This is a genomic window from Bradyrhizobium genosp. SA-4 str. CB756 (genome assembly GCF_000473125.1).
Lineage (GTDB): Bacteria > Pseudomonadota > Alphaproteobacteria > Rhizobiales > Xanthobacteraceae > Bradyrhizobium > Bradyrhizobium arachidis.
Map to the genome: position 1 here is coordinate 6,860,327 of NZ_KI421499.1, position 23,017 is coordinate 6,883,343.

Consider the following 23,017-nt stretch of genomic DNA (forward strand, 5'->3'; position numbering starts at 1 on the left):
CCTTTAGGCCCAAACGGAGAGAAAGACAGATGGCTCGGATCACGTTGCGTCAATTGCTCGACCATGCGGCTGAGAACGATTACGGCGTACCGGCCTTCAACATCAACAACATGGAGCAGGCGCTGGCGATCATGGACGCCGCCAACCAGGTCGACGCGCCCGTCATCATCCAGGCCTCGCGCGGTGCGCGCTCCTACGCCAACGACGTCATGCTCAAGCACATGATGGACGCGGTGACCGAGATCTATCCGCACATCCCGGTCTGCGTGCATCTCGACCACGGCAACGAGCCCGCGACCTGCATGACCGCGATCCAGGCCGGCTTCACCTCGGTGATGATGGACGGCTCGCTCAAGGCCGACGGCAAGACCCCCGGCGACTGGGGCTACAATGTCGGCGTCACCAAGACCGTGACCGACATGGCCCATCTCGGCGGCATCTCGGTCGAGGGTGAGCTCGGCGTGCTCGGCTCGCTGGAGACCGGCATGGGCGACAAGGAAGACGGCCACGGCGCCGAGGGCAAGCTCAGCCATGACCAGCTCCTGACCAATCCGGACGAGGCCGTGAAGTTCGTCCAGGAGACCAGGGTCGACGCGCTCGCGATCGCGATGGGCACCTCGCACGGTGCCTACAAGTTCACCCGCAAGCCCGACGGCGACATCCTCGCCATGAACGTGATCGAGGAGATCCACCGCAAGCTGCCGAACACGCACTTGGTCATGCACGGCTCCTCCTCGGTGCCGCAGGACCTCCAGGACATCATCAACGCCTATGGCGGCAAGATGAAGCCGACCTGGGGCGTGCCAGTTGCCGAGATCCAGCGCGGCATCAAGAACGGCGTGCGCAAGATCAACATCGACACCGACAACCGCATGGCCATGACCGGCCAGATCCGGAAAGTGCTCAAGGACAACCCGGAAGAGTTCGACCCGCGCAAGTACCTGAAGCCGGCGATGGAAGCCATGACCAAGCTGTGTAAGCAGCGGCTCCAGGAGTTCAACACCGCGGGCCAGGCCTCCAAGATCAAGAAGGTCCTGACCACGGCCGAAATGGCCAAGCGCTACGCCAAGGGCGAGCTGGACCCGAAGGTGGCGTAAGCGATCGCGGTGGCGTGAGCCGCGGCGCGCCCGCTCTATCCTCCCCCTCTCCCCGCTCTTCGCGGGGAGAGGGTTGGGGTGAGGGGCTCTCGCCGCGAATTGTGCCCTTTCGATAGACCGATACCCCCTCACCCGGATCACATCTGCGATGTGATCCGACCTCTCCCCGCAAGCGGGGCGAGGTAAAGAGCCGCCCGGCCGGCCCAGCGCTGACCCCAAGCCGATCCCCCCTTTACCCTGCGACCAACGTTAACTCGGCAATTGCCCGAGAACGGTCTATTTTCACGGGCAAGGGCAGAATCGTTTTGGGAGGACCTCTCGATGAATCTGACTGAGCTCAACAGGATCGCGACCGCCATGGTCGCCCCGGGCAAGGGCATCCTTGCCGCCGACGAATCCTCCGGCACCATCAAGAAGCGTTTTGACGCGATCGGCGTGGAATCGACCGAAACCAACCGCCGCGACTATCGCGAGATGCTGTTCCGGTCGAAGGACGCCATGAGCCAGTACATCTCCGGCGTGATCCTCTATGACGAGACGATCTGGCAGGATGCGAAGGACGGTACGCCCCTGGTCAAGCTGATCGAACAGAGCGGCGCCATTCCCGGCATCAAGGTCGACGAGGGTACGCAAGCCTTGCCGATGTGCCCGGGCGAGCTCGTCACCATCGGGCTCGACAAGCTCGCCGAGCGCTTGAAGAAATATTACGAGCGCGGCGCGCGCTTTGCCAAATGGCGCGCGGTGATCGACATCGGCAGCGGCATTCCCTCGATGACCGCGATCAGCGTCAATGCCCATGCGCTGGCGCGCTATGCCGCGCTGTGCCAGGCCGCGCAGATCGTGCCGATCGTCGAGCCCGAGGTGCTGATGGACGGCGATCACGACATCGAGCGCTGCTATGAGGTGACGAGCCGCGTGCTCAACAAGACCTTCCAGGAATTGCGCGTGCAGCGCGTCGCGCTCGAAGGCATGGTGCTGAAGCCGAACATGGCGATCTCGGGCAAGAAATGCGCAAAGCAGGCCTCCGTCGAGGAGGTCGCGGAGAAGACGATCCGAATGCTCAAGGCGTGCGTGCCCGCCGCGGTGCCCGGCATCGCCTTCCTCTCCGGCGGCCAGTCCGACGAGGAGGCAACCGCGCATCTCAACGCCATGCACAAGCTCGGCCCGCTGCCCTGGGGCCTGACCTTCTCCTACGGCCGCGCGCTGCAGGCCGCGCCGCAGAAGGCCTGGTCGGGCAAGGCCGAGAATGTCGCGGCCGGACAGAGCGCGTTCAGCCATCGCGCGCGCATGAACGGTCTCGCCTCCAAGGGCGAATGGCAAAGCAGCCTGGAAAAGAAAGCGGCCTAGATCTTGTCGAACAAATCGCCTCCGCCGCGCCCGGCGCCGCGTCTCTATCTCGCGACGCCCGTTGTCGATGATCCCGCTGCGCTTGTCGCCGAGCTGCCGGGCCTGCTCGCCTCCGCCGATGTCGCCGCCGTGCTGCTGCGCCTGAAGGAGACCGACCAGCGCAGCATGATCACGCGCATCAAGGCGCTCGCGCCGCCGGTGCAAAAGGCGGGCGCCGCGCTGCTGGTCGACGGCCATCCTGAGCTCGTCGCACGTGGCGGCGCCGACGGCGCACACCTGCCCGGCATCGCCGCGCTGAAGGAGGCGCTGCCATCGCTCAAGCCCGATCGCATCGCCGGCGTCGGCGGGCTGACGACGCGGCACCATTCCATGGATGCGGGCGAGATGGGTGCCGACTACCTGCTGTTCGGCGAGCCCGACGCGAAGGGACAGCGGCCGTCGTCGCAGGCGATCGCCGAGCGGCTCGACTGGTGGGCCGAGCTGTTCGAGCCGCCCTGCGTCGGCTTTGCGACCTCGCTGCAAGAGGCCTACGACTTCGCCGCCAGCGGCGCCGATTTCGTGCTGGTCGGCGAGTTCATCTGGGCCGATCCGCGCGGGCCGAAGGCTGCGCTGATCGAGGCCGATGCTGCGATCAAGAAGGCCCATGCCACCGCGCCTGCGGGTGAGGAGCACGGTTAGCACCCGACATGAAGCTCCCGTGCATCACCATCCTGGCCACGCTGCTGTTGACAGTGCCCGCGGCCGCACAGCTCCAGATCACGCCACCGGCGACGGTCCCCAGCCCGCCCGCCGAAAAGCAGAAGCCCAAACCGCCTCCCGCCGCCAAGAAGAAGGAGGCCGCTCCGGCGCCGAAACCGTCGGCCTCTCCCAAGCCGGCCGCCTCGCCAAAACCGGCGCTGCCCGCAACCGTGATTCCCGCGCCGCCCAGCGACACGCCCGGTGTCGATCTGGTGTTCGGCGCCTATCAGCGCGGCCAGTACAAGACCGCGTTCGATCTCGCCACCGCGCGCGCCGCGACCGGCGATCCCAAGGCGATGACCATGCTCGGCGAGCTCTATTCCAACGCGATGGGCATCCGCCGCGACTACGCCAAGGCGGTCGAATGGTACAAGCGCGCTGCGGACGCCGGCGACCGCGAAGCGATGTTCGCGCTCGCCATGATGCGCATTTCCGGCCGCGGCGGCCCGGTCGACAAGGGCGAGGCGGTGAAGCTGATGGCCTCCGCCGCCAAGCTCGGCGAGCCCAAGGCGGCCTACAACCTCTCTTTGCTGTATCTCGACAGCCAGACCCTGCCGCAGGACGTCAAGCGTTCCGCCGAGCTCTTGCGCCAGGCCGCGGATGCCGGCCTGCCCGAGGCGCAATATGCGCTCGCGACCTTCTACAAGGAAGGCACCGGGGTCCCGAAGGACCCCGAGCGCGCAGTGCGCCTGCTCCAGGCCGCCTCGCTCGCCGACAATGTCGATGCCGAGGTCGAATATGCCATCGCCATGTTCAACGGCACCGGCACGCCGAAGAACCAGCCGGCGGCTGTCGCGTTGCTTCGCAAGGCCTCCCGCCAGGGCAGCGCGATCGCGCAGAATCGCCTGGCCTGGGTGCTGATCAACGGCATGGGCGTGCCCGTGGACAAGATCGAGGGCTTCAAATGGCATCTGGTGGCGAAGACCAGCGGCAAGGGCGATCCGGATCTCGACAAGCAGCTCTCCGACCTGCCGGCCGAGGACCGGGCCAAGGCCGAGGCCGCCGCCAAGAAATGGCTCGGGACCAAATGACCTGACGCAATGACTTGACCTGAGGGCCCCCGCAGGGCACCCAATCGCTCAAACAGGCGTGCTTTCGCGCCCTTTCCCCCGACAAGACCCAGAGCCCATGCTGTATTCCGCAACTATCAACGTCATGGTCAAGGCCGCGCGCCGCGCTGGCCGTAGCCTCAAGCGCGATCTCGGCGAGATCGAGCATTTGCAGGTCTCGCTGAAGGGGCCGGCCAATTTTGTCTCGCTCGCCGACAAGCGCGCCGAGGAGATCCTCTACCAGGACCTCGCCAAGGCGCGGCCCGGCTACGGCTTCATCGGCGAGGAAGGCGGCACCCGCGAGGGCACCGACAAGAGCCACACCTGGATCGTCGACCCCTTGGACGGCACCACCAACTTCCTCCACGGCATTCCGCAATTCGCGATCTCGATCGGCCTCGCCCGCGAGGGCATGGTCATCGCCGGCGTGATCTACAATCCCGCCAATGACGAGCTCTACATCGCCGAGCGCGGCAAGGGCGCCTTCCTCAACGACCAGCGCCTGCGCGTCGCCGGCCGCCGCCAGCTCAACGAATGCGTGGTGGCCTGCGGCCTGCCCCATATCGGCCGCGGCGACCACGAGGAATTCCGCCGCGAGATGACTGCGATCCAGGACCGCGTCGCGGGCCTGCGCCGCTTCGGCGCCGCCTCGCTCGATTTGGCCTTCGTCGCCGCCGGCCGCCTCGACGGCTATTGGGAGCGCAATTTGCAATCCTGGGACATCGCCGCCGGCATGCTGATGGTGCGCGAAGCGGGTGGCACGGTGTCTGGCGTCCAGGGCAACGACGATCCCCTGCTGACCGGCCACGTGGTGTGCGGCAACGAGTTCGTGCACGGCGAGCTGGTGAAGATATTGCGGAAGCCGGCCTAAGGCGACAGCTCGCGCTTCACACTCCGCCGTCATCACCCGCGAAAGCGGGTGATCCAGTATTCCAGAGTCGTTCGTGGATACGGACAGGCCGCGGCGTACTGGATGCCCCGCCTTCGCGGGGCATGACAGTTTGCCCTAGGGCTTCACCGGCGCAGGCGGCCCATACGCCTCGGCTTCCTTCGCCGCCTTCGGCTCCCGGTCTCCCGCCAGCACGCGCTGCACCGAGACGAAGAACACCGGCACCATCAAGAGCGCCAGGATCACCACCGCGATCATGCCGCCCATCACGACGCTGCCGAGTGCCTGCTGGCTGGCGCCGCCGGCGCCGTGAGCGATGGCCATCGGCAGCACGCCGCAGATGAAGGCAAGGCCGGTCATCAGGATCGGGCGGAAACGCAGGCGGCAGGCTTCGATGGTGGCGTCCACCAGCGGCTTGCCCTCTTTGCGCAGGTCCTTGGCGAACTCGATGATCAGGATCGCGTCCTTGGCGGCGAGACCGATGATGGTGATGAGGCCGACGGTGAAATAGACGTCGTTGGGCAGGCCGCGCAGCATCGCCGCAATCACGGCGCCGACGATGCCGAGCGGCACGGTGAGCAGCACCGCGAGCGGGATGGTCCAGCTTTCGTAGAGCGCGGCCAGACACAGGAACACCACGAGCACCGAGAGGCCGAGCAGGAACGGCGCCTGCGAGCCCGACAACTTTTCCTGGAGCGATTGTCCGGTCCATTCATAGCCGAAGCCGCGCGGCAGCCTTCCCGCAAGCTTCTCCATCTCGGCGATGGCATCGCCCGAGGTGAAGCCGGGCCTGGCTTCGCCGGAGATGCGCACCGCGGGATAGTAGTTGAAGCCGGCGATCTGCGTCGGACCACGCGCCCATTCGACGGTAGCGAAGGAAGAGAACGGCACCAGCTGGCCGCGGCTGTTCTTGACGTTGTAGTTGAGGATGTCCTCGGTCCGCATGCGATCACGGCTATCTGCCTGCACCACGACGCGCTGCATGCGGCCGCGGTTCGGGAAGTCGTTGATGTAGTTCGAGCCGAGATTGGTCGAGATCGTGTTGTTGATGTCCTCGAAGGTGACGCCGAAGGCACCTGCCTTCTCGCGGTCGATCACGAGATTGACCACGCCGGCCTCGGGCAGGCCCTCGATATAGACCTTCTGCAGCACCGGGCTCGCATTGGCGTCCGCGATCAGCTGGTCGGCCGCGCGCATCAGGGCGGAATAGCCCTTCTGGCCGCGGTCCTGGAGGCGGAACGAGAAGCCGGAGGAGTTGCCGAGATTGTCGATCGGCGGCGGCTGCAGCGCGGAGATCTTGGCATCGCGGATCGACGATCCCAGATCGCGGTTGATGTCATTGACGATCGCCGCGGCGGACTCCTTCGGCCCGCGCTCGGACCAGTCCTTCAAGGTGATGAAGGCCTGCGCGGTGTTCATGCCCTGGCCGGAGAAGCTGAAGCCGGTGAGGAAGGTGACATCCTTCACGCCCGGGCGCTCGGCGAGATATTTCTCGACCTTCTCGATCACGGCCTCGGTGCGCGGATAGGACGAATCCGACGGCGTCTGCACGTCCGTGGTGACGAAACCCTGGTCGTCGATCGGCAGGAAGCCGCCGGGCAGGCTGACGAAGGCCCAGGACAGGCCCACCAGCAGCGCGGCATAGACCAGCATCAGGCGCCCGGTGCGCCTGAGCGAGAAGCCGACGGTGCGGGAATAGCCCTCCTTGCCGCCCTCGAGCATGCGGTTGAACCAGCCGAACACGCCCCGCTTCGCGTGGCCATGACCGGCCGTGACGGGCTTGAGCAGGGTCGCGCACAGCGCCGGGGTCAACGACAGCGCGAGGAAGGCGGAGAAGCCGATCGCGGCGACCATGGTCACCGAGAACTGGCGGTAGATGATGCCGACCGAGCCCGGGAAGAACGCCATCGGCACGAACACCGCCATCAGCACCAGGGTGATGCCGATAATGGCGCCCGATATCTGCGACATCGCCTTGCGCGTCGCCTCCTTCGGCGACAGGCCCTCCTCGCTCATGATGCGTTCGACATTCTCGACCACGACGATGGCGTCGTCGACGAGGATGCCGACTGCGAGCACCATGCCGAACATCGAGAGCATGTTGATGGAATAGCCGGCGAGCAGCAGCGTGGTACAGGCGCCCAGAAGCGCCACCGGCACCACGATGGTCGGAATGATGGTGTAGCGGATGTTCTGGAGGAACAGGAACATCACCACGAACACCAGCACCACGGCTTCGACCAGCGTCGACAGCACCTTCTTGATCGAGGCCTCGACCACGGGCGTGATGTTGTAGGGGATCTCGTAAGTGATGTTGGCCGGGAAGAAGCGCGACAGCTCCTTCATCTTCTCCTCGACCGCGCTCGCGGTCGCCAGCGCATTGCCGGTCGGCGACATCAGCACGGAGAGGCCGGCGGTCGGTTTGCCGTTGAGGCGCGTGTTGAACTGGTAGCTGAGGCCGCCGACCTCGATGCGCGCGACGTCGCGCAGGCGCACGGTCGAGCCGTCGGCATTGGCGCGCAGGATGATGGCGCCGAATTCGTCCGGCGAGGAGAGCTGGCCCTTGACCAGCACCAGCGCCGAGGTGCGCTGGGTCGCGGTCGAGGGCTCGGCGCCGATGCTGCCCGAGGCCACCTGCGCGTTCTGCGCGGCGATCGCCTTGTTGATGTCGTCCGCGGTCAGGCCATAGCCGACGAGCTTGGCCGGGTCGACCCAGACACGCAAACTGCGCTCGGTCGAATAGAGCGTGGCGCGGCCGACGCCGGGGATGCGGCGGATCTCGCCGAGCACGTTGCGGATCATGAAGTCGCCGAGGCCGACCTCATCGAGGCTGCCGTCGGTCGAGTTCAGCGTGATGATCTGCAGCACGGCACTCGAGGCTTCCTCGATCAGGATGCCCTGCTGGATCACTGCGCGCGGCAGGCGCGCCTCGACGCGCTTGATGCGGTTCTGCACCTCGACCGAAGCCGCGCTGGTATCGGTGCCCGGCTGGAAATTGGCGATGATCTCGACCTGGCCGAGCGAGTCGCTGGTCGATTCGAAATTGAGGATGCCGGAGGCGCCGTTGAGCTCCTCCTCGATCAGGCGCGTGACGCTGTTGTAGAGGTTTTCGGGCGAAGCGCCGGGATAGCTGGTCGAGATCGAGATCGAGGGCGGCGCGATGATCGGATATTGCGCGATCGGCAGCAGCGGCACCGCGATCGCGCCGATCAGACAGATGAACAGCGCGACCACCCAGGCAAAGATCGGCCTGTCGATGAAGAAACTCGCCATGGCGGATTACCGCGTGACTTTTTCGGCGTGCCGGTTGTCCGCGGTCGCGTCCGCCTCCGACCAGGATTGCGGCTTGACCTTGTCGCCGGCCGCAAATTTCTGGAAGCCTTCGACCACGACCTTGTCGCCGGCCTTCAGGCCCTCGGTGACGAACCAGAAGCCGTCCTGCACCGAGCCGGTGCGCACCGGCTGCACCGCGATGCGGTTGTCGTCCTTGACCACGAACACTTCGCTGCCGCCGCCGCCATTGCGCTGGATCGCCTGCTGCGGCACCGCGATGGCATCGGAGTCGAGGCCCTGGTCGATGCGAACACGGACATACATGCCCGGCAGCAGCTCGCGCTTGGGGTTGCGGAACTCGCCGCGCAAGGTCACCTGCCCGGTATGGGCGTCGACCTTGGCGTCGGAGAACAAGAGCTTGCCGTCGAGCGAATAAAGCGTGTTGTCGTCGAGCACGAGGCGGACCTTGGCGGCATCGGCGGCGATGCGCTCGAGATCGCCGCTCTCGAAGGCGCGGCGGAGCTGGTTGAGCTCGTTCACCGACTGGGTGAAGTCGGCATAGATCGGATCGAGCTGCTGGATGGTGGCAAGATTGGTCTCGTTCTGCACCGCGAGCGCGCCCTCGCTAACGAGGGCCGCACCGACGGTGCCGTCGATCGGCGCGCGCACGGTGGCGTAGTCGAGATTGAGCTTGGCGCGCGCGAGATCGGCCTTGCGGCCCTCGACCTCGGCCTGGGCCTGGCGCTCGGCGGCGACCGCCTTCTCGTTCTCAGCCTCGGGCGCGGCGCGCTGGCTGGTCAGCGTGGCGATACGATGCGCCTGCTGCTTGGCCTGCATCAGCGCAGCCTCGGCCTTGGCGAGCGCGGCCTCGTTGGCCATCACCTCGACCTCGAACGGACGCGGATCGATGCGGTAGAGCGGATCGCCGGCCTTCACCTCGCTGCCCTGGCGGAACAGGCGCTCGACCACGATGCCGGAGACGCGCGGCCGCACGTCGGACATGCGGGTCGGCGCGATGCGGCCCGGCAGCTCGCGCACCACGGCGCGGGCTTGCTGCTTGACGACGACGATGCTGACGTCAGGGTCGGCCGGCGGAGCGGCGGAGACGGCCGAGTTCGATTCATCGCAGCCGGCGAGCAGCGGCGCAAAGGCCGCGAGCATCATTGCAACGCATGCCGTTCGCGCGCGAAGTCCTGACATGAAGGTAAGTGCCCCGATGTTGTTGAAACTGATCACACACCGCGCCGGCCCGTCCTGGGCGATTCCGCGCGACTGCTGCCGTCAAAATAGAATGGACTTGCTGCGACGCAACGCATCCGGCGGGCGGCTCAATGTCACACGGCCTATCGCGCTGACTTCTGGAGGTTTTTTTGGATTCACCGGATTGTGAGTCGGGTTCCATCACGGCGCGCTGCGACGGAACATCGCAATCACTCAGCGGCCTTCAGCCGGTAGCGGCTGACGCCCCATTCGGTTCCGTCGGCATAGCCGAACAGGCCTGAGGTCGCGAGCAGGAACCAGCGCCAGCGCCGCATCCAGAGGCCGGCCTCCTCGCCATGGACCTCGTGCAAGGACGCTTCGATCGCGTCGCGATGCGCATCGAAATTGGCGAGCCAGTCGTACGCGGTGCGCTGATAATGCGTGCCGCTCCAGCACCATTCCTTCTCGATCGCGAAGATGTCGTCGAACTGCCTGACGAGGTGATGGCTCGGCATCAGCCCGCCGGTAAAGACGTGCTGGGCGATCCCGTCCTCGCGATCGGGCCGGTCGAACAGATCGGAGCCGGCGCGATGGGTGGCGATGTGCATGAAGAAGCGCCCCTCGGGCGCGAGCCACGACCGCAGCCGCGTCATCAACTTGCGCCAGTTCATGACGTGCTCGAACGTCTCGACCGAGACGATACGGTCGAACGCGCCTTCGGGCGCGAACGCGCATATGTCCGCATCGACCACGCGCAGGTTCGACAGCCCGCGCAGCCGCGCCTCGTCCGCGACATAGGCGCGCTGCGCCTGCGAGTTCGACACCGCGGTCACCGTCGCGTGCGGAAACTGCCGCGCCATCCGCAGCGACAGCGAGCCCCATCCGCAGCCGAGGTCGAGGATGGTCTGGCCGTCGGCGAGACCGGCGTGCTCGACGGACTGCCGCAGCGCCTCCTCCTCCGCCTCCTGCAAGGTGGTCGCATCGGTCTTGTAGAAGCAGCACGAGTATTTGAGGTTGGGGCCGAGCAGCTGCGCAAAGAACGCTGCCGGTACCTCGCGATGTCCGGCATCCGCTTCGCCGGCGATCGGCCGCAGGATCATCCGCCCGGCGAAGGCGGCATCGTCGGCTGCACCCGGCGCCGACAAGCGTGAGGCCGTGCGCGAGCACAGGCGCTGGATCGCGGCGCGGATCACGACGTCGGGCAGCGGCACGCGTTCGGCAGTCCCGATGATGGCGGAGACGACGCTCATGCGACCACTCCCTTGGGCAGGTCTTATGGGGGCAGCGGAGGAAAGAACGCAGATGCCGGCAACAGGCCGGGGACAGGCCCAGGGCAGCGGCGGCCTGGGGATGGGCAAACTTTTGCAGACGATGCGTTATCAAAGCACGGTTTCCGCTTTGGGTTCCGGCCGCTGTCCACGAAATCGGCTCATCCGGCGCTTTTTTTGGGCTGGCGCTGTGCCATAGTGCGCACTGCAATCACGTTCGTAACGGATGATACCGGCCATGCCGCCTGGCGCCCCGCCCCGCTCCTCCATGGATATCGAGTATACGAAACTGTCCTCGCCCAGCGTCTTCCTGGTACGGATGCTGGTTTTCCTGGTGCTGTGCACCCTGGTGGGCGTGGTGCTCTACAGGCAGATCATCCAGGCCTTCTTCGCCAATCCCGGGCTCAATGCCCTGATCGGCGGCGTGCTGTTCATCGGCATCATCCTGGCCTTCCGCCAGGTGATCCGGCTCTATCCTGAGGTCTCCTGGGTCAACAATTTCCGCGTTGCCGATCCCGGCCTCGCCCCGTCCCGGCACCCGAAGCTGCTGGCGCCGATGGCCGCGATCCTGGGCGGCGAGCGCTCCGGGCGGATGAGCATCACCCAGACCACCATGCGGCATTTGCTCGATTCGATCGCGACCCGCCTGGATGAAGCCCGTGATATCTCCCGCTACATGACCGGCCTCCTGGTCTTCCTCGGCCTGCTCGGCACCTTCTGGGGCCTGATCGAGACGGTCGGCTCGGTCGGCAAGGTGATCGACGGGCTCAAGGTCGGCGGCGATTCCGGCGCCCTGTTCGACACGCTGAAGGAGGGCCTCGCCGCCCCGCTCGGTGGCATGGGCATCTCGTTCTCGAGCTCCCTGTTCGGCCTCGCCGGCTCGCTGATCCTCGGCTTCCTCGATCTGCAATCGAGCCAGGCGCAGAACCGCTTCTACACCGACCTCGAAGACTGGCTCGCCACCACGGTGCGCGAATATGGCAGCGGCGAAGTCGCGGTCGCAGCAGCCACCGGCGGCGGCGTCGCCAGCGGCGAGCTTCAGGCGGCCGTCGAACGCTTGCGCTCCGTGCTCGAGGAAGGCAGCGGCAGCCGCGGCACCACCGCGGCGATGGCAAGCCTTGCCGAAGCGATCCAGGCGCTGGTCTCGCATATGCGCACCGAGCAGCAGATGATCCGCGAATGGGCCGACGGCCAGGGCGAGCAGAACCGCGAGATCCGGCGCCTCCTGGAACGGCTCGCGCGCCAGCCCGAGAAGGGTTAGCAGAAGGGTTAGCAACATGGCTCTAGCGCGCGGCCGCCGCAGCGAAGGCGCCTTCAATTACTGGCCCGGCTTCGTCGACGCGCTGTCGACGCTGGTGCTGTCGATCGTGTTCCTGCTCTCGGTCTTCTTGGTCGTGCAATTCTTCCTGTCGCAGGAGGTCACCGGCAAGGACAAGGCACTGGAGCAGCTCAATGCCAAGATCGCACAGCTCAACGAGCTGCTCTCGCTGGAGAAGCTCGGCAAGCTCTCGCTCGACGACCAGGTCTCGCAGCTGAAGGCCGGCCTTGCCTCGGCGGAGTCCGAGCGCGACCGCATGAAGGGCCTTTACGAGGGCCTTGCGAGCGCCGGCAACGACGCGCAGGGCAAGACCGCCGAGCTCGGCAAGGCGCTGGACTCGGAAAAGGCGGTCTCGGCGCGGGCGCTGGCGCAGATCGAGGTGCTGAACCAGCAGATCAGCGCGCTCAGGCGGCAATTGGCGGCGCTGGAAGAGGCGCTCGACGCATCCGAGAAGCGTGACAAGGAATCGCAGAACCGCATCGCCGACCTGGGTTCTCGCTTGAATGTTGCGCTGGCGCAGCGCGTGCAGGAATTGTCGCGCTATCGTTCGGAGTTCTTCGGCCGCCTGCGCGCGATCCTGGGTAACCGCCCCGACATCCGCATCGTCGGCGACCGCTTCGTGTTCCAGTCCGAAGTGTTCTTCGACACCGGACAGGCGACCTTGCTGCCCGAGGGCCGCGCCGAGCTCGAGACGTTGGCGACCGCGCTGATCGATCTCGACAAGAAGATCCCGAGCGAGATTCCCTGGGTGCTGCGCGTCGACGGTCACACCGATTTGCGCCCGGTCACCGGGGTGAACTTCAAGTCGAACTGGGACCTCTCCGCGGCCCGCGCCATCTCGGTGGTGCAGTACCTGATCTCGCTCGGCGTGCCGGCCCAGCGCCTCGTTGCTGCCGGCTTCGGCGAATTCCAGCCGCTCGACACCGGCAACACCGAGGAGGCCTACAAGCGCAACCGTCGCATCGAGCTGAAGCTGACGGAGCGGTAGTGAGCGCGCTCCACCTCCGCCCCTACCGGCCCGAGGACGAGGCAGCCTCGATCGATCTCTGGCATCGCACCTGGCAGCAGGCCTATCCGCAGATCGATTTCGCTGCGCGGCTCGCATGGTGGCGCGAGCGCTGGCGCAAGGATCTGGTGCCGAACGCCCAAATCGTCGTCGCCGAACAGGACGGCGCGCTGACCGGCTTCGTCACCATCGACGGCGAGGGCTATCTCGACCAGCTCGTAGTCGATCCGGATCACTGGGGCTCGGATGCGGCGCGGCTCCTGGTGGACGAGGCCAAGCGGCTGTCGCCGTCGGGCATCACGCTGCTCGTCAACAAGGACAATGCCCGCGCCATCCGCTTCTACGAGCGCAACGGCTTTACGCACGCCGGCGACGACGTGAATCCGACCTCGGGCCGGCCTGTGCTGAAGATGGTCTGGAAAGCGTGATCTGGCGGGCGTGACGCCGGTCACTTAGGGGATCCCGCGGCGCCGGTTATTCGTTGTCTCAGCGATGGCAAGCGTATGGAGACGATCGATGAAGCTGAGCGAGCTGGCCAAGGGGTCCTCGGTGATGCTGGGCGTCATCGTCGCCGGCTATGTGTCGACGACCTATGTCGACCATCGCTTTGCGGCATCAAAGACGGCGAGCACCCCTGCGCCAACGAACAGCCCCGGACCGTCGGTCTGCGTGGAAGCGGACGGAAGCTGGAAGAACTGGCCTTGGCCGAACGTGCCGACGCTGTCGCCGAAGTGCCGGTAAGCGGTGCTCCAAAACGAGCTGTCATGCCCCGGCTTGACCGGGGCATCGAGTACGCCGCGGCCCAGCCGCATCTCGCAGACCTCTCGGAATACTGGATCGCCCGCCTTCGCGGGCGATGACACTGTGGGTGGGGCGGCGATCGCAGCGCCTCAGCCTCATGCGCCCTCGAACTGCAACCTCGCCAGCCTGGCATAAAGCCCGTTCGCCGCGACGAGCTCGGCATGCGAGCCCTGCTCGACGATCCTGCCGTGGTCCATCACCAGGATGCGGTCGCAGGAGAGCACGGTGGCGAGGCGATGGGCGATGACGAGCGTGGTGCGGTGCCGCATCAGCTCCTCCAGCGCGGTCTGCACCAGCGTCTCGCTTTCGGCATCGAGCGCGGAGGTGGCTTCATCGAGCAGCAAGAGCGGGGCATCGCGCAGGATGGCGCGGGCGATCGCGATACGCTGGCGCTGGCCGCCTGACAGCGTCACGCCGCGCTCGCCGAGCGGGGTCTCATAACCTTCGGGCAGGCGGCGGATGAACTCGGCGGCATGCGCGAGCTCGGCGGCGCGCTCGACCTCGGCATCGCTCGCGTCGGGCCGGCCGAAGCGGATGTTCTCGCGGGCGCTCGCGGCGAACACGTTGGAGTCCTGCGGCACCAGCGCGATGCGCGAGCGGAAATCGTGGGGATCGGCGGACCTGACCGGCACGCCATCGAGCGAGATCGCACCGCTGCGCGGATCGTAGAAGCGCAGCAGCAGATGGAAGATCGTGCTCTTGCCGGCACCGGAGGGGCCGACGATCGCGACCTTCTCGCCGGGGCGGATGGTGAACGAGATGGCGTCGAGCACATTGACATCGGGCCGCGCGGGATAGGCGAAGCTGACGTGGTCGAAGCCGACCTCGCCGCGCGCCGGCACCGGCAGCGCGCGCGGCGATGCGGGCGCGGCGATCTCGGGCTGCACGTGCAGGATCTCGAACAGGCGCTCGGCAGCGCCTGAAGCCGCCGCGACCTCGCCCCAGACCTCGCTGAGCTGGCCGAGGCCGGCCGCGGCGAACGCGGCATAGAGCACGAACTGGCCGAGCCGGCCCGGCGTGATCGCGCCGGTCAAGACGTCATGCGAGCCGATCCAGAGGATCGCGACCACGCTCGCGAACACGATGAAGATGATGATGGCGGTCAGCACGGCGCGCGCCTGTGTCGAGGTCCGCGCGGCCTCATAGGCCTGCTCGACCTCGCCGCCGAAACGCTTCGCGGCCAGCCCCTCGCTGGTATAGGCCTGCACGGTGCGGATCGCGCCGACCAGCTCGCCGGCATAGGCGGAGGCATCAGCCAGCGTGTCCTGCGCATTGCGCGACAGCCGCCGCACCCAGCGGCCGAAGGCGACCAGCGGCAGCACGATCAGGGGAATGGCGAGCAGCACGAAGCCGGAGAGGCGCGGGCTGGTGATCACCATCATCGCCGTGGCGCCGAGGAACATCATCAGGTTGCGCAGCGCGATCGAGACCGAGGCGCCGACCGCGGATTTGATCTGGGTGGTGTCGGCGGTGAGGCGCGACACCAATTCGCCGCTGCGCGCGGAATCGAAGAAGGAGGGCGAGAGCGAGAGCAGATGGGCGAAGACGTCGCGCCTGAGATCGGCGACGATGCGCTCGCCGATCGTCATCACGAGGTAGTAGCGCGAGGCGCTGGCGAGCGCGAGCACGGCCACGACCGCGATCATCACCGAGAAATAGCTGTTGATCAGCGCGATGCCTTCCGGCGAGAGACCGAAGTCGATCATCCGGCGCACAGCGACCGGCACCAGCAGCGTGGTCAGCGCCGCGATCGTGAGCGCCACGAAGGCGAGCGCCGCGCGGCCGCGATAGCGCGCCACGTAGGGCGCGAGCGCCAGCAGCGGCCGCAGCCTGGCGCGGCCCTTGGCGGGCTGCTCGATCAGCTCGGCTTCGATCGACGGGGCTTCGGTCGGTGCGCCGTCGCGCTCGTCGCGGTACTGGTCGTCAAGCCGTTCCACAGCGCTCATGAGATCCGGACCCAGGGAGACAAGTCAGCTCCACATAGGCCGGTGAAAGGGGAGTGGCAAATCCGGGATGTCCCTTAGGGGACGGCCCGGTTCTCAAGTCCCCACAATGGCTTGTTTTAAGGGGACCTGTGAGGTATAGAGCCGGCCAAATCCGTCATTCAATAGTCACTCAAGCAAGGCGCCGGGCGCCGAGGAATTGCCATGAAAGCCGAAATTCACCCGAATTATCATACGATTACGGTCGTCATGACGGACGGAACCGAGTACCAGACCCGCTCGACCTGGGGCAAGGAAGGCGACAAGCTGCACCTCGACATCGACCCGAAGTCGCACCCGGCCTGGACCGGCGGCTCCCAGCAGCTGATGGACCGCGGCGGCCGCGTCTCGCGCTTCCAGAAGAAGTTTTCGGGCTTTCTCAAAAAGGATTGATCCGGCCCGCAAGGCTGGTGACGAAAAACGCCCCCGGAGCACCGGGGGCGTTTTTGTTTTGGGCCGTCATTCCGGGGCGCCCGAAGGGCGAGCCCGGAATCCATAACCACGATCGGGAGTATGGATTCCGGGCCCGCGCCAAGAGGCGCGTCCCGGAATGACGACCGTGATTGTTGATAGAGCTTACCGCTCGAACGCAGCCTTGAGCGCGTTGAGCTGCGGCACCAGCGGGTTGCCGATGGCGACGTGCTCGGTCGGCGGGGTGTGGATCGAGGTGTCGAGACGGCGGACGCGGGTCTGCAGGCTCATCGAGCGGTGAATCAGGTCCTGGAGCTGGGCCGGCAGCTTCTCGATGGTGTCGGTGGGGCCGGGATCGGCGGCGGTGAGCTTGACCTTGGTCTTCTCGCGATTGGCCTGGACCAGCGTCATCTCGCCTTCCTTCACCGCGCGGTGCAGCAGCAGCCACGAGGCGAGCTGCATCAGGCGCGTGGTGAGGCGCATGCTCTCGGTCGCGTAGGTGAGGCTGACGGCACGATCGAGCGCCTTGGCCTCGGTGCGGCCGGCGCCGTCGAGATAGGAGGCGGTCTCTTCGACGAGGTCCATGCCCTCGCGGAACAGCGCGCCGAACGCCGCAGAATTGGTGAACCGCTCGCTGAGTTGAACGAGAGCGCCGTCGGCCTGCAAACCTTCCATGGTTAACGCCCCTTACGCAACTGTTTACCCACCCGGCCTTGGCGCCGGATTATGATGAACAAATCATTGCGCGGGCGAGGCGCGGAGTCCAGCGGCAGCTGCGGATATGGTTTCCGCGGGTCTTTCCTCGGAATTCAACCGAAAGGAGACTCGTTTCGACGCGTTTTCTTGACGCGAACCGGTACCCACTTCGCTCGAAAACGCTTTGGACCAAAAAAAGAGCCGCCGGAGACCGGCGGCTTTGAAAGTTGATAACAGGGAGGCGTCAAACAGAGTGGACAGGAGCCACTCGGTGTCCAAACGAGGACGGTTCCAGTCATAAAGCGAAAAGCTTAATTCGGAGTAAACGAGCTAATTTTTTGAGGGTTCGTTAGCCATGTCGGCCAGAGGCCGAGTGCGATGCGGAACAAATCGTCCCTCATGCTCGGGAAGTGATCGCGCTTCCTTCTCGCTGTCATTCCGGGGCGCGACGAAGTCGCGAGCTACGATGCGCGATTGCGCATCTGAGAACCCATAGCCACAGGAAGACGGAGTTGCCCGCCTGCCCGTTTCGGCGTCCTGTGGTTATGGATTCCGGGCTCGGCGCTGCGCGCCGCCCCGGAATGACGGCACGCGATAGTTTTGCGAGTGGCATGGGTCCCGGCTCTGCGGAGCGTCACTGCGTGCCGCACCGCGTCCGAGACACGAGAGCCGCGAAAATCCTACGACTTGAAAAAACTGTTCGCCGCATCGCGCGAGGCGCGCTTCTTGGTGGCGGCTTCTTCGAGTCTTGCGATCTCGGTCTTGAGGAGAGCGACGCGCTCGGTCAGCTCCTCTACTGACAAGAGTGAGAGATCCTGTCCGATTTCATGGCTGATCTTCTTGCGCGGGCGGTCGTCGTCTTCGATCGGCATGCTCGTTCCTCCTGCGTTCGCGCGAGCCACACGGCTGAGGCGGTTGCCAGCTTGGGCCGCGCTGGCTAAGCAAAGGCCTCGTTTCCTCCCGCACCTTTGCTCAAGGACACATCATGGACAAGCTGCCCGCGCAAATGACCGTGGTCGCCATCTCCAAGCCCGGCGGACCGGAGGTGCTGGTGCCGGAACAACGCCCTGTGCCGCAGCCCGGTCCGGACGAGATCCTGGTCAAGGTCGAGGCCGCCGGCGTCAACCGGCCCGACGTGGCGCAGCGCTCCGGCGCCTATCCGCCGCCGCCCGGCGCCAGCGACCTGCCCGGCCTCGAGATCGCCGGCGAGGTGGTCGCGGTCGGCAGCAACGCCAAGCGGCACAAGATCGGCGACAAGGTGATGTCGCTGGTCGCCGGCGGCGGTTATGCGCAGTACTGCATCGCGCAGGACGCCCAGGCGATGAGCGTGCCGCCGGCGCTGTCGATCAAGGAAGCCGGCGCGCTGCCGGAAACCCTGATGACGGTGTGGCACAACGTGTTCGAGCGCGGCGGCCTCAAGGCCGGCGAGACGCTGCTGATCCATGGCGGCTCCTCCGGCATCGGCACCATGGCGATCCAGCTCGCGAAAGCGTTCGGCGCAAAAGTGTTCGTCACCGTGGGATCGCAAGACAAGGTCGATGCCTGCCTCAAGCTGGGTGCCGACCGCGCCATCAACTACAAGACCGAGGACTTCGTCACTGTCGTCAAGGAAGAGACCAACAAGGCCGGCGTCAATCTGATCCTCGACATGGTCGCCGGCGACTATGTCGACCGCAACTATGACGCCGCCGCGGTCGACGGCCGCATCGTCCAGATCGCGACCCTCAACGGTCCCAAGATCACCGCCAACATCGCCAAGGTGATGGTGAAGCGCCTCACCCATACCGGCTCGACGCTGCGTCCCCGTAGTAATGCGGACAAGGCGGCAATGGTGGCCGCAATCGAGCAGAAAGTGATGCCGCTTTTGCGCGAGGGCCGCGTCAAACCGGTGATGGACAGCTCTTTCCCGCTGGAAAAGGCGGCCGACGCGCACCGGCGCATGGAGACGAGCGCACATATTGGCAAAATTGTGTTGGAGGCCTAGGCCGCTGACCCACAGGGGACGGCGGAAACCCTTTGATTTTCCTCGCTTTCGTGGCATCTATCGCGACGCGCCGAACCACTTCCGGTCCGGTTTGAAAATGTCTTGCACTCGCAGTTTGCGTCGAACGCGGAGAACTGACCTTGCGTCTGATCAGGTGCCTCGCGCCCATCGCGCTGGGCCTCATGATTCTTGTCGCCGCGTATCCTGCGCGCGCGCTCGATGCTGTCAGCGTCCGTAGCGACGCGCCCGCGATCGACCTCACCGGCGTGCTCGAGCATCAGCGCAGCGATGCCGACCGCATCCAGGTTTCCACCGCGCCCGGCACCGACGGCATCGTCCGCCGCATCGAGGTGCGCGCCCGCGAGGGTGGCGTGAACTGGGTGGTGTTCGCGCTCGCCAACAACACCGACGACCAGCTCGACCGCCTGATCGTCGCGCCGCATTACCGCATCGTCTCCTCGGGGCTGCTCTGGCCCGACCTCGGGCTGTCGCGCATCGCGACCATCACGCCCTCGACCGGCGACCGGCCGGAGCGGCAGGAAAGCCCGACCGCCGACGTCTTCCGCATCACGCTCGACCCCGGCGCCGTCATCACCTTCGTCGCCGAGCTGCGCACCGACAAGCTGCCGCAGCTCTATCTGTGGGAGCCGGAAGCCTACAAGGACAAGGTCAACTCGTTCACGCTGTACCAGGGCATCGTGATCGGCATCTCCGGCCTCTTGGCGCTGGTGCTCACCATTCTGTTCGTGGTGAAGGGCAGCATCATGTTCCCGGCCGCCGCGGCGCTGGCCTGGGCGGTGCTGGTCTATATCGGCGTCGATTTCGGCTTCTGGGGCAAGGTGCTCGACATGTCGAACAACGCCGAGCGCATCTGGCGCGCGGCGGGTGAAGCGATATTGGCGGCGACGCTGCTGGTGTTTCTGTTCGCCTATCTCAACCTCAGTCGATGGCATGTGCGCTATTCGCACATCACGGTGGGCTGGCTGGCGTTCCTCGGATCCCTCGTCGCGCTCGCGCTGTTCGACCCGGCGGTGGCTTCCGGCATCGCCCGCATCTCGCTGGTGCTGATCGCCTTCGCCGGTTTTGCGCTGATCGTCTATCTCTCCACCCACGGCTTCGACCGCGCCGTGCTGCTGATCCCGACCTGGTTCCTCCTGGTGGTCTGGGTGGTCGCGGCCGGCATGACGGTGGCGGGCTCCGTCACCAACGACATCGTCGGCCCTGCCCTGCTCGGCGGCCTTGTGCTGATCGTGATGCTGATCGGCTTCACCGTCATGCAGCACGCCTTTGCCGGCGGCGGCGCCAGCACCGGCGTCGTCTCCGACATCGAGCGCCGCGCACTGGCGCTGGCCGGTTCCGGCGACCTGATCTGGGACTGGGACGTCTCCGCCGACAAGGTGTTCACCAGCCCTGAGACCGAAGCCCTGCTCGGCCTCAAGCGCGGTACGCTGGAAGGCCCGGCGGCATCGTGGCTCGAAGTGCTGCATCCGCTCGACCAGGACCGTTTCCGCGCCGCGCTCGACAGCGTGCTCGACCAGCGCCGCGGCCGGCTCGTCCAGGACTTCCGCCTGCGCACGCCGGACGGTCATTTCATGTGGTTCGCGCTGAAGGCGCGCCCGGTGGTCGGCTCGGACGGCGAGGTCTCGCGCGTGGTCGGCACGCTCACCGACGTCACTGAACTGCGCAACGCTGAGGAACGCCTGCTGCACGATTCCGTGCATGACAACCTCACCGGCCTGCCCAACCGCAAGCTGTTCATGGACCGGCTCGGCGCGGTCGCGCATTTCGCCAAGACCATGCCGACGCTGCGCCCGACGCTGATGGTGATCGACCTCGACCGCTTCAAGCAGGTCAACGATTCCGTCGGCATCGCGGTCGGCGATTCCATCCTGCTGACGCTGGCCCGCCGCCTCACCCGCATCCTGAAGCCGCAGGACACGCTGGCGCGGCTCGCCGGCGACCAGTTCGGCCTGATCCTGCTGTCGGAGCAGGACCCGGCGCGCATCACCGCCTTCGCCGAGACCATCCGCAAGACCATCCGCGCGCCGATCGCGTTCAACGACCGCGAGATCTTCCTGACGGCTTCAATCGGTCTTGCGCTCTCCGATCCGCAAGTTCAGCTCACGGACGAGATCATCAAGGACGCCGAGCTTGCGATGTATCACTCCAAGCGCATCGGCGGCGACCGCATCGACGTCTACAAGCCCGCCATGCGCGCCCGGAAGACCGACCGGCTGACGCTGGAGAGTGAGCTGCGCCGCGCCATCGAGCGGCAGGAGATCACCATCCTGTACCAGCCGATCGTGCGGCTGGAGGATCGTTCGATCGCCGGTTTCGAGGCGCTGTCGCGCTGGGATCACCCGAAGCTCGGGCGCATGGCGCCGTCGGAATTCATCACCATCGCCGAAGAGACCGGCCTGATCGTCGATCTCGGCATGTTCGTGCTCGACCAGACCGCAAAGCAGCTCTCAGTGTGGCAGCGCGCGATGCGCTCGCGCGAGCCGATCTTCGCAAGCGTGAACGTCTCCTCGCGGCAGCTGCTGCGGCACGACCTGATCCACGACGTCCGCACCGTGCTGTCGCGCTCCTCGGTGGCGCGCGGCACGCTCAAGCTGGAATTGACGGAATCGCTGGTGATGGAGAATCCGGAGCACGCAGCCCAAATGCTGACGCGCATCCGCGAGCTCGGCACCGGCCTGTCGCTCGACGATTTCGGCACCGGCCATTCGTCGCTGGCCTATCTCCAGCGCTTCCCGTTCGACACCATCAAGATCGACCAGTCCTTCGTCCGCACCACCAGCCGCGGCACCCGTCCGGTGATCCTGAAGTCGATCATCGCGCTCGCGCACGATCTCGGCATGGACGTCGTCGCCGAAGGCGCCGAGACCGATTCCGATGCGGTCGAGCTCTACCAGATGGGCTGCGAATACGCGCAGGGCTTTGCCTTCGGCGAGCCGATGGACGCTGACGCGGCGATGCGCTTTTTGACGGAAGTGCGGCTGGAAGCGGCGAGCTAACCCACCTCTCCCCTTCTTGGGGCCGTCCGCGCAGCGCGCGGGGTGAGGTGCCCGATCAGGCCCTGCTTGATCCAGATCAATGGTCCGCGGCTCAACCGCCGCGAAAAATGGCGCGCAGCATTCGATCCAGAACGGTTTCGTCATCGAGGCCGCTGGGCTCGCCACGTCGTTCTCGGTGTGCCCGCACGCGTCAAGCGCAACGGCTGGGATGAGCAGACCAAGCGCGTCCTTCTCAGGAGATACGGATGAACCGGCACCTTTTCTACGCGATCACCCTCATAGGCACCGGAATGTTCCTCGCCTCGTCGGCCGAAGCCGTGACGGCGGCACGATGCGAGGATCGAGGCGCAAACTGCATCGGCTCATGTGCCATCTACACCGGCGGGGCCGGTGACTTCAGGGGCCGCCAGAACGTCTGCATGCGCGCCTGCGACCAGCAGACGACCAGATGTCTGATACGAGCACACGCCGATGATGAACGCTGGTCCCGGTGGCGCCAATGAAGGCCTTGGTTTGACCAGTACTGTAGGGTGAGCAAAAGCGCACTTGCGCCGTGCCCACGACCCAACATCACAACTGAAGTGGTGGGCACGCTTCGTTTTGCCCACCCTACGATACTGTCGCGCTGCGAAACGACCTTCCCCTCCAGAGGAGAGGCAGCAGTGTCACTCGCCGTACTACCGGCGCCGGTCGTTCTTTCGCTTCGTAAACCGCACGCTCTGTCCGTCAGGCATCCGCGTCGCCACGAAGCCGGCGGCGAGGCAGGCTTCGCGCTGCGGCATCTGGATGTCGGGGCTGCGCAGGCTGTCCCACCACGAGGCGCGGTTCGCCGCGCGCGGCAGGGCCGCGCCGATGATCTCCTCGATCTGTTCGAATGTCAGGACGAATTCGGCCTGCTTCTGCCGCATCAGATAGTCGCGCAACGCATCGTAGTCGTTCAC

General features: G+C 66.0%; 20 protein-coding genes. 13 read left to right on the plus strand and 7 right to left on the minus strand.

Annotation, left to right across the window (positions count from 1 at the left end; translation table 11 throughout):
• Positions 1–29: 29 nt before the first annotated feature.
• The 5 genes from fba to BRAGE_RS0132915 all read left to right on the plus strand — a co-directional run bounded on the left by fba (position 30) and on the right by BRAGE_RS0132915 (position 5,102).
• Entirely contained in the window at positions 30–1,097 is a 1,068-nt protein-coding gene (gene fba / locus BRAGE_RS0132895; protein ID WP_027561126.1) for a class II fructose-bisphosphate aldolase, read from the plus strand.
• Positions 1,098–1,418: 321 nt separating this feature from the next.
• Positions 1,419–2,444, plus strand: coding sequence for a class I fructose-bisphosphate aldolase (locus tag BRAGE_RS0132900; RefSeq protein WP_027561127.1), 1,026 nt, complete (start codon positions 1,419–1,421; stop codon positions 2,442–2,444).
• Between the two features lie 3 nt (positions 2,445–2,447).
• Positions 2,448–3,122: a thiamine phosphate synthase gene (locus tag BRAGE_RS0132905; RefSeq protein ID WP_027561128.1), complete on the plus strand. Its 675-nt coding sequence runs from the start codon at positions 2,448–2,450 to the stop codon at positions 3,120–3,122.
• 8 nt (positions 3,123–3,130) lie between these two features.
• A complete protein-coding gene (locus tag BRAGE_RS0132910) occupies positions 3,131–4,213 on the plus strand; it encodes a tetratricopeptide repeat protein (protein ID WP_027561129.1) in 1,083 nt (360 codons plus the stop codon).
• Between the two features lie 97 nt (positions 4,214–4,310).
• On the plus strand, positions 4,311–5,102 hold the full coding sequence (locus BRAGE_RS0132915; RefSeq protein ID WP_027561130.1) for an inositol monophosphatase family protein: 792 nt from the start codon (positions 4,311–4,313) through the stop codon (positions 5,100–5,102).
• Between the two features lie 135 nt (positions 5,103–5,237).
• Here the strand turns inward: BRAGE_RS0132915 and BRAGE_RS0132920 are convergent, their stop codons facing one another.
• The 3 genes from BRAGE_RS0132920 to BRAGE_RS0132930 form a co-directional block, all read right to left on the minus strand.
• Positions 5,238–8,393, minus strand: coding sequence for a multidrug efflux RND transporter permease subunit (locus BRAGE_RS0132920; protein ID WP_027561131.1), 3,156 nt, complete (start codon positions 8,391–8,393; stop codon positions 5,238–5,240).
• Between the two features lie 6 nt (positions 8,394–8,399).
• The gene (locus BRAGE_RS0132925; RefSeq protein ID WP_092216635.1) at positions 8,400–9,593 is read right to left on the minus strand and encodes an efflux RND transporter periplasmic adaptor subunit; all 1,194 of its coding nucleotides are present in this window, start codon (positions 9,591–9,593) and stop codon (positions 8,400–8,402) included.
• Between the two features lie 230 nt (positions 9,594–9,823).
• Complete coding sequence (locus BRAGE_RS0132930) at positions 9,824–10,843, minus strand: SAM-dependent methyltransferase (protein ID WP_027561133.1); 1,020 nt, start codon at positions 10,841–10,843, stop codon at positions 9,824–9,826.
• 256 nt (positions 10,844–11,099) lie between these two features.
• Here BRAGE_RS0132930 and BRAGE_RS0132935 point away from each other — a divergent pair, with 256 nt between their 5' ends.
• The 4 genes from BRAGE_RS0132935 (at position 11,100) to BRAGE_RS0132950 (ending at position 13,926) form a co-directional block, all read left to right on the plus strand.
• Positions 11,100–12,122, plus strand: coding sequence for a hypothetical protein (locus BRAGE_RS0132935; RefSeq protein ID WP_027561134.1), 1,023 nt, complete (start codon positions 11,100–11,102; stop codon positions 12,120–12,122).
• Positions 12,123–12,138: 16 nt separating this feature from the next.
• A complete protein-coding gene (locus tag BRAGE_RS0132940) occupies positions 12,139–13,167 on the plus strand; it encodes a peptidoglycan -binding protein (RefSeq protein ID WP_027561135.1) in 1,029 nt (342 codons plus the stop codon).
• Positions 13,167–13,613 carry a GNAT family N-acetyltransferase gene (locus BRAGE_RS0132945; RefSeq protein ID WP_027561136.1) on the plus strand — a complete coding sequence of 149 codons (447 nt, stop codon included), beginning with the start codon at positions 13,167–13,169 and terminating at the stop codon, positions 13,611–13,613. Before BRAGE_RS0132940 ends, BRAGE_RS0132945 begins: the two co-directional genes overlap by 1 nt.
• Positions 13,614–13,701: 88 nt before the next feature.
• Positions 13,702–13,926, plus strand: a complete 225-nt coding sequence (locus BRAGE_RS0132950; protein ID WP_027561137.1) for a hypothetical protein — start codon at positions 13,702–13,704, stop codon at positions 13,924–13,926.
• Between the two features lie 155 nt (positions 13,927–14,081).
• Here BRAGE_RS0132950 and BRAGE_RS0132955 read toward each other — a convergent pair whose 3' ends face one another.
• Positions 14,082–15,932 carry an ABC transporter ATP-binding protein/permease gene (locus BRAGE_RS0132955; protein ID WP_027561138.1) on the minus strand — a complete coding sequence of 617 codons (1,851 nt, stop codon included), beginning with the start codon at positions 15,930–15,932 and terminating at the stop codon, positions 14,082–14,084.
• Positions 15,933–16,133: 201 nt separating this feature from the next.
• On the opposite strand from BRAGE_RS0132955, the gene rpmE reads away from it, so the two are divergent.
• Positions 16,134–16,361, plus strand: a complete 228-nt coding sequence (gene rpmE / locus BRAGE_RS0132960; protein ID WP_027561139.1) for a 50S ribosomal protein L31 — start codon at positions 16,134–16,136, stop codon at positions 16,359–16,361.
• Between the two features lie 183 nt (positions 16,362–16,544).
• Here rpmE and BRAGE_RS0132965 read toward each other — a convergent pair whose 3' ends face one another.
• Positions 16,545–17,054: a DUF1465 family protein gene (locus BRAGE_RS0132965; protein WP_027561140.1), complete on the minus strand. Its 510-nt coding sequence runs from the start codon at positions 17,052–17,054 to the stop codon at positions 16,545–16,547.
• Positions 17,055–17,755: 701 nt separating this feature from the next.
• On the minus strand, positions 17,756–17,947 hold the full coding sequence (locus tag BRAGE_RS0132970; protein WP_027561141.1) for a DUF1192 domain-containing protein: 192 nt from the start codon (positions 17,945–17,947) through the stop codon (positions 17,756–17,758).
• Positions 17,948–18,060: 113 nt separating this feature from the next.
• Here BRAGE_RS0132970 and BRAGE_RS0132975 point away from each other — a divergent pair, with 113 nt between their 5' ends.
• From BRAGE_RS0132975 to BRAGE_RS55220, 3 genes are all read left to right on the plus strand, one after another.
• A complete protein-coding gene (locus BRAGE_RS0132975; protein ID WP_027561142.1) occupies positions 18,061–19,059 on the plus strand; it encodes an NAD(P)H-quinone oxidoreductase in 999 nt (332 codons plus the stop codon).
• A 140-nt stretch (positions 19,060–19,199) separates the two neighbouring features.
• Positions 19,200–22,076, plus strand: coding sequence for an EAL domain-containing protein (locus tag BRAGE_RS0132980; RefSeq protein WP_027561143.1), 2,877 nt, complete (start codon positions 19,200–19,202; stop codon positions 22,074–22,076).
• A gap of 245 nt (positions 22,077–22,321) precedes the next feature.
• Complete coding sequence (locus tag BRAGE_RS55220; RefSeq protein ID WP_027561144.1) at positions 22,322–22,579, plus strand: hypothetical protein; 258 nt, start codon at positions 22,322–22,324, stop codon at positions 22,577–22,579.
• A gap of 174 nt (positions 22,580–22,753) precedes the next feature.
• On the opposite strand, the gene BRAGE_RS0132990 is transcribed toward BRAGE_RS55220, so the two are convergent.
• Positions 22,754–23,017 carry a DUF7662 domain-containing protein gene (locus tag BRAGE_RS0132990; RefSeq protein ID WP_027561145.1) on the minus strand — a complete coding sequence of 88 codons (264 nt, stop codon included), beginning with the start codon at positions 23,015–23,017 and terminating at the stop codon, positions 22,754–22,756.